Genomic DNA, 13,938 nt, shown 5'->3' on the forward strand with positions numbered 1-13,938 from the left:
CCGAGGTCCCGGCACACCTGATCCCCGGCACCGCCGGCTCCCCCGGCGGCCGGGCGGCCGTCGGGGCGGCGAACCGGGAAGCGGGAGCGAAAGGGCGAACCGCACCCGCCGGAGCAGTCGGATTTGGGGGTAAAGCGAGCGAATGGCGTCTGAAATGTAAAGGTTTGGGGGTGTACTGAGGGCACCCTGTGCGCCAAGTGTGGAGAGATCATTCATTCGTCTCCATATTCTCCCGTACAGTGGCGCATCGCGTGGGCTTCTGACTCAACGTCATCACTCGCCACGCGGGTTGGGGGACCGGAAAAAGTGTCGGGGTTTTTCGACGGAGTGTGGTCATGGATCGTCATGGCGGTGGGGGAGACATCATGGCGTGAGCTGATGCCCCTGGGGCTCGCCGGGGCGTTCGTCTGGGCGCTGTGGCTCTACCGGACGGTGCTCTCGCGTTTCGCACGGCCCGTGGTCAACGACTACCGCACCACGGTGTCGGTGGTGGTCCCCGCGTACCGCGAGGACCCGCAGATCCTGCTGGACTGCCTGGAGACCTGGCTGGCACAGGACCCCACCGAGATCATCATCGTGCCTGACGTCGAGGACACCGAAGTCCTGCGCAGGCTGCGGCAGGTCGAAGACCCCCGGGTACGGGTGCTGGCCTTCGAGCACCGCGGCAAACGCTCGGCACTGGGCGTGGGCATCCGGGCCGCGACCGGTGAGCTGATCGTGCTCGTCGACTCCGACACCCGCTGGCAGCCGGGGCTGCTGGCAGCGGTCCAGATGCCCTTCGCCGACCCGCAGGTCGGCGGGGTCGGCACCCAGCAGAACGTCTATCTCAGAACCACCAGCGTCTGGCGGCGGCTGGCCGACTGGCTGGTCAACCTCCGCTACTACGACTACGTCCCGGCCATGGGCCGCGCCGGAGCCGTCGCCTGCCTCTCCGGCCGCACCGCCGCCTACCGCCGCGCGGCCGTCGAACCCGTGCTGGAGAACCTGGAGAACGAGTTCTTCCTCGGCCGCCGCTGTGTCGCCGGCGACGACGGCCGCCTGACCTGGCTCGTCCTGGCCTCCGGCTACCGGACCGTGCACCAGTCCTCCGCGCGCGCCCTGTCGATGTTCCCCGCCTCGTTCGCCGCCTTCGTGAAACAACGGGTGCGCTGGAGCAGGAACTCCTACCGCTGCTACCTCACCGCCCTCTACAAGGGCTGGCTCTGGCGGGCCCCTCTCGTCACCAAGATCACGGTCCTCCAGATCCTGCTCACCCCGGTCACCATGGGCATGGCCCTGGGCTACCTGCTCTTCAGCCGGCTCGAACTCAACGGCCGCGGCGTGGTCCTGGTCGTCATCTGGCTGGTCGTCGGGCGGGGTATCCGCGGCTACTCCCATCTGCGCAGACACCCGCAGGACATTCTCATCCTGCCGCTCCTCGCCCTCGTCGTGATCATGATCTCGCTGCCCATCAAGCTCTACGCCTTCCTCACCATGAACAAGCAGGGCTGGCTCACCCGTAACAGCACCAGCATCGGTGGCGAAGGCCAGGACTCGGCCTCCCTCACGAACAGCGGCAGCGGCAGCGGCAGCGGCACACCACGATCCGACGAGACAGCCACGGCCACGGCCGCACCGGCGGGAGCGGCACAGCGGTGACACACCACATCTCACACACCACCTCCGCCGTGCGACGAACCCCGGGCACCACGCGCCGCCTGGCGATCGTGCTCCCTCTCACCGCGGCTCTCCTCCTCACCCCCGCCGCCCACGCCGCCGCCCCCGCCGACAGCGGTGCGGATACGGGTACGGGTTCCGTCGCCCTCGCCGGAGCCGGGGCCGGAGCCGCTCAGGCCCTGAGCCGTGCCGACGACGACAGCGGGCGCGGCGGCGACCGGGAGCTCACCCCCGAGGACGCCGAGAACCAGACCGCTCTTGTCGCCGCCGAGGACCGCCGCCTCGACCAGGTCCGCGCGGTCGCCGCCGTCGCCCCCCTCAAAGGCCCTCAGTGGTCACGCCCCTACCGGCTGGACACCCAGGGCGGATACACCCTGGTCCTCACCCGCCGCACCAAGCCGTACGGGGTCTCCGACCTGCTGGAACTCGCTCCCCAGACGTTCGTCCGGAAGCGCGACGGCTCCTATCTGCTCACCGAGAACATCTATCTCAACACCGGTGCCAAGCTGAAGCTCTCCAGCCCCGGCGGACTCACCCTGCGCCTCGCCAGCAACACCAAAGGCTTCGTCTCCATCGTGTCCTTCGGCGGGCGCCTCACCCTCGAAGGCACCCCGCAGGCCCCCACCCGCATCAGCAGCTCCGACACCCGCACCAACGCGCCCGACACCGACGTCAGAGACGGGCGCGCCTTCATCCGGGCCATCGGCGGCCAGTTCTCCATGACCCACACCCACATCTCCGACCTCGGTTTCTGGAGCGGCCGCACCGCGGGGCTCAGCCTCACCGGAACCGACCGTCCCGACACCGGCAACATCAAGTACTCCGAGGACGAAGACCTCAACCAGCGCGAGCAGTCCGCCGCCGACGACAAAGCCGAACGGCAGTCCGAACGTACGCCTCGCAGCGGCGGCATCATCGCCGGTCCCGCCGGGGAGCTCACCACCCCCGACACCCGCTTCTCCCTCCCCGATCTCTCCTATCTCTCGGCCGAGATCAGCAACTCCACCATCAAGGGCAACCTCTTCGGGCTGTTCGTCTCCGGTGCCACCGGGGTCAACATCACCCGTACCCGTGTCGAGAGCAGCCTCGAGGACGGCGTCGTCCTCCACCGCGGCGTCACCAACGTCGTCGTCGACCGCACCGTCTCCCAGAAGAACGCGGGCGACGGCTTCGTCCTCTCCCGCGCCACCCAGCAGGTCCGTGTCACCGGCTCCACAGCCCTCTCCAACGGCGGCAACGGCTTCACCCTCAGCGGCCGTCCCCTGGCCGACGGACCTTCCGCGGCCGGCGAATCCACCGCAGCCTACGGATCCAACTCCGTCTCCCACAGCACCGCCCGCGACAACGGCCGACACGGCATCGAAGTCCTCGGCGGAACCAATGTCGGTGTCCAGGACAATAAGATCCACGGCGGCGACATGGGCATCGTCACCCGCGACAACACCACCAAAGTCGCCATCACCGGCAACCACCTCACCGGTCAGACCCGGCAGGGCATCTCGGTCCGCGACGGAGTCACCGACGCCACCATCAGCGGCAACCTCGTCGAAGGCACCGACACCGGCATCTATCTGCGCGACGCGAAAGCCGAGATACGCGGAAACACCGTCCAGGACGCCACCTCGCACGGCATCTCGCTCGTCGGCCGTGTCGGCGCCACCGCGGTCTCCTACAACGTCGTCGCCGGTGTCGGCCCCAGCGCTCTCGACACCAGCCGTGCCCACGGCACCATCACGCTCAAGAAGAACCAGACCTTCGCCTGGCACGACACCAGCACCTTCTGGATCAAGTTCCGCCACTACGCCAGCCCCATGACCATCCTGTGGACCACGATCCTCCTTCTCATCCTCATCTCCGCGATCCTGGGCGCCCGTCGCACCAGCCGCCACAGCAACACCACCGCCGCACCGACCGCCCCCCATCCGTACGCCGACAAGCAGCCGCTCCCCTCCCCGCCCCCCACCGAGCAGCGCTAGGGCCTGGCCGTCTCTGGCGCACCCCCGCATCCCGCCGAAACCGGAGCCACCGACCATGACGTCAAACCCGCCGGCGCAGTCCGGCCCCGACCCGGAACAGACACCCGGACCACAACCGGCGGGCCGGACCGCGGCCCGCGGCCCGGCCGTCTGGCTGTCCTCCGCCGCTCTTCTCACGGCCCTCACCGCACTCGCTGTCGCCCTCGCCGACAACGACGACGACAGCACCGGGATCGTCCCCGGAGCCACCCAGGCCGGTCCCCACAGCACCTGGTCCGTCAGGCCCGGAACCCTCCCCACCGATGCCGACACCGACGCCGGCCCGCCCGAACCCGCCACCGCCGGCACCGAAACCGGCACCGGTGCCCCCGCACCCGAACACACCGCCACGCCCACCCCCGGCGGCCCCGTCGCCCCGCCCGCTCCTTCCCGGGAAACCGACTGCCCGCCCGCCACCATCACCGTCACCGACACCCGCTCCCTCCAGAGAGCTCTCGCCGACGCCCGCCCGGGGGACAACATCCGCCTCACCCCCACCACCTACACCGGACGCTTCACCGCCACCACCCCCGCCGCCAAGAACAAACCCATCACCCTTTGCGGCCCCTCCGACGCCGTCCTGGACGGCGACGGCATCAAAGGCGGATACGCCCTGCACCTCAATCGCGCCACCCACTGGAGAATTACCGGCTTCACCATCCGCAACGCCCAAAAAGGCGTCATGGCGGACAGCACCCACCACACCACCCTCAACAACCTCACCGTCCATGACATCGGCGACGAAGCCATCCACTTCCGCAACCACAGCACTCAGAACACCATTCGCCACAACACCATCCACACCACCGGCCTGCGCAAACCCAAATACGGCGAAGGCATTTACATCGGCACCGCCAAATCCAACTGGTGCACCGTCACCCAATGCCAACCCGACAACAGCGACGACAATCGCATCACCAACAACCACATCACCAAAACCACCGCCGAAGCCATCGACATCAAAGAAGGCACCTCGAACGGCACCATCACCCACAATATTTTCGACGGCACCTACCTCAATGGAAAGCACAACGACTCCTGGATCGACATAAAAGGCAACGACTGGCTGATCCAGAACAACACCGGCCACAACACCCCCCAGGACGGCTACCAAACCCATCAGGTCCTCAAGGGCTGGGGAGTCCGCAACACCTTCGACAACAACACCGCCCATGTCAACGGGCCCGGCTACGGGTACAACCTCACTGCCAAGAACAACACGCTCACCTGCACCAACACCACTGTCAACGCCGCTCAGGGCCATACCAACACCAACGGCCGCTGCGGCAAGGGCCGATCCTGAGCCCTCTCCGCCCAGTCCAGCCGAAGGGGATTCCCGATGACGGAAATCGTGCTGATGTCGGACCCGAGAGTCACCGCAGTCCCGGTGGACGAGTGCGGCGAACCCCTGGTGGACTGCCGGGGAATACCGCGCGTCGACGAACGGCGCTCCGGCACCGCGGGAAACTGGGCGCACTTGCGGTCCGGTGTGGTGGAACGGCTGCTGAAGGCGGAGAAATCGCTACCGGACGACTGGCGGTGGCTCCTTGTCGAACGGGCCGCAGGACCTCTGTGCCCCGGGGTGACCGGTCAGGCAGGTGACCGGGGCAGCTCGGCGGTTCGCCGGTCGAGGGCGGCCTTGAGGCGGTCGCGGGCCTCGGTCTGGGCCGCGATCCGGTCGTTGAGGACCGTCAGTCGCTCGACGGCGACCCGCAGACCGCTTTCCGAGGGCGGCGCGGTGGACATGTCGCCGTCCAGGCAGGGCAGGAAGGCCCGCACATCGTCCAGGGTCAGGCCGACGGCCAGCAGGTAACGGATGTTGCGCACCCGTGCGACCGTTCGCTCGTCATAGACCCGGTAGCCGTTGGCGGCTCGCTCGGAGGAGATCAGCCCGGCCTGTTCGTAGTGGCGCAGCGCTCGGGCGGTCGCCCCTGTCGCCTTGCCCAGTTCACCGATTCTCACCCGTTCCACCTCCGGGGCCATCCCTATCACGCCACGACCGCTCCCCCGTCGACCGGGAGTATCACCCCGGTGATGAACGACGCTTGCGGTGAGGCGAGTCGGGCGATGGCCCAGGCCCCTTCCTCCGGGCGGCCGATCCGGCTCAGCGGGGTGTTCGCCAGCTGCCACTTCCGTACCTCGGCCATGCGCTCCGGTGTCAGGCCCTGGTGCTCGCCGATCGGGGTGTCGATCGCGCCGGGCGCGACCGCCGCCACCCGGATGCCGCGGGGTGCCAGTTCGACCGCCCAGCTGCGGGTGAGCAGCTCCAGCGCGGTTTTGGTGGCCGCGTAGAGCGAGTTGCCCGGCCAGGCGCGCTGCCCCACCGAGGTGCTGACGTTGACGATCACTCCGCCGGAGGTCTCCAGGGGCGGCAGCGCGGCCTGGGTCAGCAGGATGGGCGCGATCAGGTTGGTGGCGATCTGGGGCTCGATCACCTCCGGTGTGAGAGTCCCGAGCGCGGCGGCGCTCACGATGCCCGCGTTGTTGACCAGTACGTCCAGGCGTCCGTGCGTCTTCAGAGCGGTTTCGACGATCCGCTCGGGCTCGCCCTGGGCGGTGATGTCCGCGACCAGTGGCGTGATGCGGTCGTGTCCGGCGGCGGTCTCGTCGAGCGGGGCGATCCGCCGGCCCACGGCGAGTACCTGAGCGCCTTCCTCGGCGAAGGCGCGAGCGGTGGCCCGGCCGATCCCGGTGCCTCCCCCGGTGACGATGACGACCCGGCCGGACCGCGTTGCGTTGCTGTTGTTCATGTCGGTGATCCTTCAACCCTGCCGCCAATGGCAAGGTCAAGCGGCGTCGTGGAAAGGTGTTTGACGCCCGTCGGCGTCCGGTGCTCGGATGGCGTGCATGAGTGCAGGACGGATGCATCCCGGTATGCACCCCCTTGACGGTGATCTTGTACGGCGGCTGGTCGCCGGGCAGTTCCCCCGGTGGGCGGGGCTGGCGGTGGAGCGGTGGCCGTCCGGCGGGACGGTCAATGCCATGTACCGGCTGGGCGACGACATGGTCGTACGGCTGCCGCTGGTACGGGGCGGGGCGAAGGACGTGTCGATGGAGCAGGAGTGGCTGCCCCGCCTCGCGCCTCTTCTGTCCACGCCCGTCCCCGAGGTGCTCGGGGCCGGGAAGCCCGCGGAGGGGTACCCGTGGCCGTGGTCGGTGCACCGGTGGCTGCCGGGCGGCCATCCCGAATCGGGAGCGCTGAGCGAGCCCCTTCCGCTGGCGAAGGATCTGGCGGCCTTCGTCGCGTCGATGTGGAGCATCACCCTGCCGGGCGCGCCGAAGGCGCACCGGGGCGGGCCGGTCGCCTCGCTCGACGCGGAGACCCGGGCGGCTGTCGAGGAGTTGCGCGGGATCCCGGAGGAGGGCGTGGACGGTGATGCCGTGTCCGCCGTGTGGGAGGAGGCGTTGCGGGCCCCGGGCTGGGACGGACCGCCGGTGTGGCTGCACGCGGATCTGATGCCGGGCAATCTGCTGGTCGAGGGCGGCCGGCTGACCGCCGTGATCGATTTCGGGTGCATGGGTTCGGGGGATCCGGCCTGTGATCTGTTTCCGGCGTGGAATCTGCTGCCGCGCGGGGCGAGGGAGGTCTTCCGCGAGGCGCTGGGCGTGGACGACGCGACCTGGGTCCGCGGCCGGGGGCGGACGCTCTCGCAGGCGCTGATCGCGCTGCCGTACTACCGGAGGACGAACCCTGTGATGGCGGGCAATGCCCGGCATGTGATTCGGGCGGTGCTGGACGAGAGCTGAGGCCGCGGGCCCGGCAGGGCGGCCCTCATCGGCGGGTGGGCCGGTTCTCCCGCCGTAGGGTGCGCCAGGTGACGACGACGCTCGACGCGGTCGCCAGGGCGAGGGAGCCGAGGATCACCGCGGCGATGGTGAGCGGGTTGAGGTGGGGTCCGACTTCCGTGGAGGTGGCCTGGGACAGCCCGGACGCCATGCCGGCCAGTGGCCCCAGGGGGACGAGGAGGCCGAGGGCCGCGCCGACGGTCACGACGAGGGAGGTCTCGGCGGCGGCGAAGAGGAGCAGTTGCCGTACGGTGCCGCCGGCGGACTTCATGACGGCGAGGTCGCGGCGGCGGCCGTGTGCGGTCATGGCCATGCTGTTGGCCATGGCGATCCCGCTGTAGCCGACGGCGACGGCGATCAGCATGGCGGTGAGGGTGTCGGTGAGCCTGGCGTCGGTGGCGTAGTCGTCGAGGGCGTGTCGTACCGCGTCGTGCACGGCTGTGCCGGGAACGGCCGATTCGGGCCTGGACGCCGCCGGTACGAAGATGTCGTCGGTGAGGGCGGACGGGTCGTGCGCGCGGACCAGTTGGCGGGGAAGGACGAAGTCGCCCCGGGCGGGGTCGTCCGGCAGGACCTGCCCGATGCGCAGTCTCACGGTGGCGCCGTCGGCGAACCTCACCGTGTGCTCGTCTCCGGCCTTCACTCCGAGGAGGTCCGCCGTCTTCCTGCCGAGCACCGCCCGGCCCGGTCTGTTCCAGCGCGGGTCGCGTGAGCCGAGCGCGTCGATGACGGTGAGCGTGCCGTCCTTGTCGCGGACGAAGGCCCGGGTCGGCAGTGCCGCCCTGCCCACCGGGTTGGCGGCGACCACCTCGTCGGTGTTGCCCGGTGTTCCGTCCGGCGTCACGATGACCTGTCCCGTGAGCTTGAGCGCCTCGCCCGCCGGGTACGCCACGCGCATCGTCTCGTTCATGCCGCTGAGCAGGACGGCGAATCCGACGGCCGCGGTCACCGGGGCCGCGAGTGACGCCGCCCGGCGCGAGTCGGCACGCAGTTCCGCGCGGACGAGGAGCGGGGCGGCCGAGCCGAGCCGGGCGAACGGCGAGGTGAGCGCCCGTCCGACGGGGCCGACGCAGAGCGGGGCGAGCAGTGCGGCCGCCACGACGAGCGCCATCGTGGCGAGGATCGCCGTGTTGATCCGGGTGTCGGCGCGAACGGCGGCGGTCGCGACGGTGAGCAGCGCGCCGAGGCCGAGCGCGGTCAGGCCGCCGATCCGGCGGGGGCGGCTGATCGTCCGGCTGTTCGCGCCCTTGTCCAGAAGCGCCTCGATCGGCGCGACCCGTACGGCCGTCCGGCCGGCGGCCAGGGCTCCCAGGACGCCGACGCCGACGCCGATCGCGGTCGCCGTGAGCAGCGGCCACAGGGCCACCCGCAGTCCGGGCTCCGGCGGGGTCACGCCGAGCCCCTGGAGGATGTCGCGCAGCAGTGGCGCGGTTCCGACGCCCGCCAGACAGCCGGCCAGTGAGCCCAGCAGGCCGATGAGGCCGGCCTCGCCCAGGATCATCCGGCGTATCTGGTGCGGTGCCGCGCCGATCGTCCGCAGCAGGCCGATCTCCCGCCGGCGCAGTCCGGTCGCCAGGACCAGCATGGACGCGACCACGAAGACGGTGGTGAACAGGGCGAGCGCCGCCAGCGCTCCGATGAGCTGCGTACCGAGGAACCGCTGGTGTTCCACGTGCGCCGGCTGGAGTGCGGACCGGCCGTCGCCGGAGAGCACGGTGCCCCGGTCGCCGACGACGCTCTCGGCCTTCGCCGTGATGTCGGCGGCGGAGACGCCCTTGTCGGCGATGATCGCGATGGCCCCGACCCCGGGTTCCTGGCGGGCGGCGAAGTCGTCGGTGAAGTAGTAGCCCGGTCCGTTCACGGTGCCGACCACACGGAACTCGGCGCGCCCGGCGGTGATGTTGACCGTGAGTTCGGTGCCCGTGGCCACTCCGAGCGCCCGGTCCACCACGATCTCGTGGGCCGCGGCGGGGGCCCGTCCGGTGACGAGGCCGTACGGCGCGAGTCGCGCGCTCGACCAGCCGTGTCCCGCCTCCAGCGCTCCTTCGTCCTCGACCGGCTCGCCATGGGTGAGGGCCTGCGCGTAGAAGGAGCGGTCCACCGTCACGGATGCCACGCCCGGTACCGCGGCGAGTTCGTCGAGCAGTGGCCGGGCCTCGCGCCGGCTCCACGGCACCCGGTCCCGGGGTGTGCCGTCCCGGTCGACGGCCTGTTCGGGGACGGCGAGCGCGGTGGCGGCCGCCAGGCGGGGCTGGGGCCCGGGGCGGGCGGAGTCGTAGATGATCAGGGTGGTGGTGATGAGCGCCACGCCGATCAGTACCGCGAGGAAGGCCGCCAGGAAACCGCTCCAGCGTTCACGGACGTTCGCGAGGATCAGCATCACGCCTCCATCCCCGCCATGTGGGCCGCGATCGCGGAGGCGTTGCGGCCGTGGGAGCGGGGGTCGCGGTCGAGGGTAATCCGGTCCGCGACGCGGCCGTCCTTGAGGAGTACGACGGCGTCGGCGAAGGCCGCGGCCACGGGGTCGTGGGTGACCATGAGGGTGGTGCGGCCCTCCTGGTCGACCAGCCGGCGCAGCAGTTGGAGCACCTCGCGCGAGGTGGTGGTGTCCAGGGCGCCGGTGGGTTCGTCCGCGAACAGCACGTCCGGCCGGGTCACCAGGGCACGGGCGAGCGCGACGCGCTGTTGCTGACCGCCGGACAGCTCGCTCGGCCGGTGTTTCGCCCGCCGGGTCAGTCCGACCGCGGCGAGCGCGGCGGCGATCTCCTCGGGGCGGACCCGGCGTCCGGCGAAGCGGGAGGGGAGTTCGACGTTCTGTGCCGCTGTCAGCGATTCGACCAGGTTGAAGGATTGGAACACAAAGCCGATGTGGTCGCGCCGCAGTACGGTGCGCTGCCGCTCGCTCTGGCGTCCCAGGTCGAAGCCGGCCAGTGTCACCTGTCCTTCGGTGGGCCGGTCCAGGCCGGCCGCGCACTGAAGAAGGGTGGATTTCCCGGAGCCGGACGGGCCCATGACGGCCGTGAAGGTTCCGCGCGGGAAGTCGATGGAGACGCCGTCCAGCGCGGTCACGGAGCCGGTGCCGGTGCCGTGGATCTTCCGTACGGAGCGCAGCCGTACGGCGTCGGGGGCGGGGTTCTGTCGAGTGGTTCTCATGGTGTCGACTCCAGCGGATCGGCCCGGGGCACCGCATTGACCTGGGCTCTAACGCGGAAGTAGAGCTGGCTCTACCGTCATCGAACGGCCGTCTGGCATACGGTTGCCGGATGCGTCCCAGAACGGCCTGGCAGGCCATGGCTCAAAGCCCGCTGAGCTTCTTGTCCTCCAGTTGGCCGTGGCGGTCACTGGCGTATCTGGTCACTGGTGTCGTGGTCGGTGCGGCCGCTGTCGCGGTGTTCGTCACAGGGCTGGTGGCCGGGCTGATCCTGCTGGTGGTGCTGGTCGGGGTGGCTCCTCTCGTCGGCGTCGTGCTGTCCTCGATCACCGTGGCGGCCGTCGAGCGGCGCAGGCTGCGTCTCGTCGACCTCGACGGCATGCCGGACACGCACCGGCGGCCGGAGACGGCCGGTTTCCGGGCCTGGGTGTCGACCAGGCTCACCGAGCAGGTCACCTGGCGCGAGCTGCTCTTCACGGTGGTCTCCGCGGCGGCGCTGTGGTGGCTGGATCTGCTGGTGCTCGCCTTCTCCTTCGGTCTGCCCGTTCTCACCTTCGAGGCGCTCGACGATCCGAGCACCTGGCCGTGGGCGGTCTTCGGCACGCTCGTGCTGCTCGCCTCCCCGTACACCGTGACGTCGTGGGCGGGTGCCCGTGGCGCGCTCGCGCGGACCTTCCTCGCGCCGCGCGACGAGGAGCTCGGGGAGTCGCTGAAGGAGGTGCACGCGTCGCGGGCGCGGCTCATCGACTCCTTCGACGCGGAGCGCGTACGCATCGAGCGCGATCTGCACGACGGCGCGCAGCAGCGGTTGGTCTCCCTGGGGATGGCGCTCGGGCTGATGCGTCTGGACATCCCCCGGGACTCCCCGCTCGCGGCCCGGCTGACCGAGGCCGAGGGGCAGCTCTCCGCCGTTCACCAGGAGTTGCGCGATCTGATCCGGGGGCTCAGTCCCCCGGTGCTGGCGGACCACGGTCTGGTGGCCGCGGTCGAGGACCACGCGAGCCGTTTTCCCGTACCGGTCACCGTCGATCTCCAGCTGCCGGGGAGGCTTCCCCGGCAGCTGGAGACCCATGTGTACTACCTGATCAATGAGGCCATGACGAACATCGCGCGGCACAGCGGCGCCCGGAGCGCGGGAGTGCGCGGCCGCCACCACTCGGACCTGCTGGTCCTTGAGATCACGGACGACGGGGACGGCGGTGCCGATCCCGCCGCCGGGACCGGTCTGACCGGGCTCGCCGACCGGCTCACGGCCCTGGACGGCCGGATGCGGGTGTCGAGCCCGGCCGGCGGTCCGACTCTTCTCCATGTGGAGATCCCGTGCCACTTCGCGTGATCCTCGCGGAGGACGCGGTTCTCCTCCGTGAAGGGCTGGTCGGCCTGTTGGAGCGGTTCGGCCATGAGACGCCCGCCGTGGTCGGCGACGCGGACGCGCTCGTCGAGGCCGTCCACCGGGAGCGGCCCGATCTGGTGATCACGGATGTGCGGATGCCGCCTTCGAAGGGGGACGACGGGCTGCGTGCGGCCGTCGCCCTGCGGGAGACGTACACCGGGCTGCCGGTGCTCGTGCTCAGTCAGTACGTCGAGCGGTCGTACGCCCTGCGGCTGCTCGACTCGTGCGGCGGTGCCTCGGTGGGCTATCTGCTGAAGGAGCGGGTGGGGGCCGTCGCCGACTTCATGGCGGCGCTCGAACTCGTCGCGGCCGGCGGGACCGTGGTGGATCCCGAGGTGATCCAGCAGCTGGTCAGGCTCCGCCCCGACCCGCTGGAGCGGCTCAGCGCCCGTGAGAAGGAGGTGCTGGCCCTGATGGCGGAGGGGCGGTCCAACGCGAACCTGGCGGCGCATCTGTTCATCAGCGAAGCCGCCGTCAACAAACACATCGGCAGCATCTTCGGCAAGCTCGATCTGCCGGTGCGCATGGACGGGCACCGCCGGGTTCTCGCTGTGCTGGCCTTCCTCAGGGCCTGATCCGGGTCAGGGATGGTGGAACCTCACCGCGGGGTGGGCTGCGGTCGGCCCCGAGAGCACCGGCTGCGGCCTGCCCTTCGGATGCTGGTCGAAGGGCGGCGACGTACCGGCGGCTACGGCCGGCCGGGTGAGTTCTGCCATGGGGAAACGCCGGGGCGGGCGCCCGCCCCGGCGCGTCAGACCTCAGTCTCATGTCTCGTACGCCCGCGGTCGGGCAGACTGCGCCCGAACATGATCGAAGGAGAGCGAAATGCCCATGGACACCGTCGCGCGGTTTCTGGCTGCCCTGAGCCCCGAGCACCGGGAGGAAGTCGCCGGGCGGCCGGATGCGGAGCAGGCCAGTCTCGCCGCCGCCTGGGAGGCGGAGTTGGAGCGGGACGATCTCGACACGCTGGACGAGCTGTCACCGGCCGCCGCCGAGAGCGAGGCGGCCAGGCGCGTCCTGGGAAGAACGGGGCCGGAGTAGGCCGGCCGGTTCCGCCGGGGCCTCATTAGGGTGGGCGTCTGTCGGCGAGAAGGATCGGGGAACGGACATGACCTCAGAGGGGCGTGCCGGCGTGGTGCGCGGGAAGGTCTTCGGGGAGGTGGCGGAGGTGTACGACGCCGCCCGCCCGGGGTACTCGGACGAGCTGGTCGGGGAGGTGCTGGCGTACGCGGGGCTCGGCGGTCGCGGGGCGGTGGAGGTCGGGGCGGGTACGGGCAAGGCCACGGTGGCTTTCGCGGAGCGGGGGGTTCCGCTGGTCTGTGTGGAGCCCGATCCGCGTATGGCCGCGGTGTTGCGGCGCAATACGGCCGGACACCCCGGGGTCCGTGTGGAGGTGTGCGGTTTTGAAGAGTGGGAGCCGGGCGGACGGCGCTTCGGGCTGTTCCTCGCCGCGACCTCGTGGCACTGGATGGCGGCGGACCGGCGCTGGGACCTGGTGCACTCCGTGCTGGAGCCCGGTGGGGCGGTGGCGCTGTTCTGGAATCCGCAGGCTGTCGTGGACGGCGGGCTGCACGGCGAACTCGCCGAGATCGACCGCCGTCACGGAGTCGTGGAATCGCCCCACGGCGCGCTGGCCGCCACCAGTGGCGACGAGCCGGGGAGCCGGGGCCACTGGGACGAGTGGCCGGAGGCCGAGTGCCGCCGCGACGGGCGTTTCACCGAGGTGCGTTCGGTCCGCTTCCGCCGGCGCGCCCGTTACGACACCGAGCGCTATCTGGCTTTCCTCGCCTCGGTCTCCGCCTATCGCATGCTGCCGGAGCGCCGCCGCGAGCAGGCCCTCGCCGATGTCGGCGAGCTCCTCGACGCCCGTGGCGGCGGCATCGACATGCACCATATGAACGATCTGTTCCTCGCCCGGACCCGATGAGCGGGCGGGG

The 13,938-nt window shown here is 70.5% G+C and carries 12 protein-coding genes; 8 read left to right on the forward strand and 4 right to left on the reverse strand.

Features of this window, described 5'->3' with window-relative positions:
- Window positions 1-345: 345 nt before the first annotated feature.
- From ABD371_RS31305 to ABD371_RS31315, 3 genes are read left to right on the forward strand one after another with little or no spacing between them, the layout of a single operon-like run.
- Window positions 346-1,638 (forward strand): glycosyltransferase family 2 protein, encoded by a 1,293-nt coding sequence (locus ABD371_RS31305; protein ID WP_344484474.1) that lies wholly within the window; start codon window positions 346-348, stop codon window positions 1,636-1,638.
- Window positions 1,639-1,667: 29 nt separating this feature from the next.
- Window positions 1,668-3,632, forward strand: a complete 1,965-nt coding sequence (locus ABD371_RS31310) for a right-handed parallel beta-helix repeat-containing protein (RefSeq protein WP_344484477.1) — start codon at window positions 1,668-1,670, stop codon at window positions 3,630-3,632.
- 55 nt (window positions 3,633-3,687) lie between these two features.
- On the forward strand, window positions 3,688-4,974 hold the full coding sequence (locus ABD371_RS31315; RefSeq protein WP_344484480.1) for a right-handed parallel beta-helix repeat-containing protein: 1,287 nt from the start codon (window positions 3,688-3,690) through the stop codon (window positions 4,972-4,974).
- 287 nt (window positions 4,975-5,261) lie between these two features.
- Here the strand turns inward: ABD371_RS31315 and ABD371_RS31320 are convergent, their stop codons facing one another.
- Window positions 5,262-5,633 carry a MerR family transcriptional regulator gene (locus ABD371_RS31320; protein WP_344484483.1) on the reverse strand — a complete coding sequence of 124 codons (372 nt, stop codon included), beginning with the start codon at window positions 5,631-5,633 and terminating at the stop codon, window positions 5,262-5,264.
- A gap of 26 nt (window positions 5,634-5,659) precedes the next feature.
- Window positions 5,660-6,421: an SDR family NAD(P)-dependent oxidoreductase gene (locus ABD371_RS31325; RefSeq protein ID WP_344484486.1), complete on the reverse strand. Its 762-nt coding sequence runs from the start codon at window positions 6,419-6,421 to the stop codon at window positions 5,660-5,662.
- A 97-nt stretch (window positions 6,422-6,518) separates the two neighbouring features.
- Here ABD371_RS31325 and ABD371_RS31330 point away from each other — a divergent pair, with 97 nt between their 5' ends.
- A complete protein-coding gene (locus tag ABD371_RS31330; protein WP_344484489.1) occupies window positions 6,519-7,418 on the forward strand; it encodes an aminoglycoside phosphotransferase family protein in 900 nt (299 codons plus the stop codon).
- 25 nt (window positions 7,419-7,443) lie between these two features.
- Here ABD371_RS31330 and ABD371_RS31335 read toward each other — a convergent pair whose 3' ends face one another.
- Entirely contained in the window at window positions 7,444-9,837 is a 2,394-nt protein-coding gene (locus ABD371_RS31335; RefSeq protein ID WP_344484492.1) for an ABC transporter permease, read from the reverse strand.
- On the reverse strand, window positions 9,837-10,610 hold the full coding sequence (locus ABD371_RS31340) for an ABC transporter ATP-binding protein (RefSeq protein ID WP_344484495.1): 774 nt from the start codon (window positions 10,608-10,610) through the stop codon (window positions 9,837-9,839). The genes ABD371_RS31335 and ABD371_RS31340 overlap by 1 nt, the downstream gene beginning before the upstream one ends.
- A 110-nt stretch (window positions 10,611-10,720) precedes the next feature.
- Here ABD371_RS31340 and ABD371_RS31345 point away from each other — a divergent pair, with 110 nt between their 5' ends.
- The 4 genes from ABD371_RS31345 to ABD371_RS31360 all read left to right on the forward strand — a co-directional run bounded on the left by ABD371_RS31345 (window position 10,721) and on the right by ABD371_RS31360 (window position 13,928).
- Window positions 10,721-11,944, forward strand: a complete 1,224-nt coding sequence (locus ABD371_RS31345) for a sensor histidine kinase (RefSeq protein ID WP_344484498.1) — start codon at window positions 10,721-10,723, stop codon at window positions 11,942-11,944.
- Window positions 11,929-12,576: a response regulator gene (locus ABD371_RS31350; protein WP_344484501.1), complete on the forward strand. Its 648-nt coding sequence runs from the start codon at window positions 11,929-11,931 to the stop codon at window positions 12,574-12,576. Before ABD371_RS31345 ends, ABD371_RS31350 begins: the two co-directional genes overlap by 16 nt.
- 250 nt (window positions 12,577-12,826) lie before the next feature.
- The gene (locus ABD371_RS31355) at window positions 12,827-13,042 is read left to right on the forward strand and encodes a hypothetical protein (RefSeq protein ID WP_344484504.1); all 216 of its coding nucleotides are present in this window, start codon (window positions 12,827-12,829) and stop codon (window positions 13,040-13,042) included.
- Between the two features lie 67 nt (window positions 13,043-13,109).
- Window positions 13,110-13,928 (forward strand): class I SAM-dependent methyltransferase, encoded by an 819-nt coding sequence (locus ABD371_RS31360; protein ID WP_344484507.1) that lies wholly within the window; start codon window positions 13,110-13,112, stop codon window positions 13,926-13,928.
- The last annotated feature ends 10 nt before the right edge of the window (window positions 13,929-13,938 follow it).

Origin of the sequence: Streptomyces amakusaensis (assembly GCF_039532665.1) — a bacterium.
Taxonomy (GTDB): domain Bacteria; phylum Actinomycetota; class Actinomycetes; order Streptomycetales; family Streptomycetaceae; genus Streptomyces; species Streptomyces amakusaensis.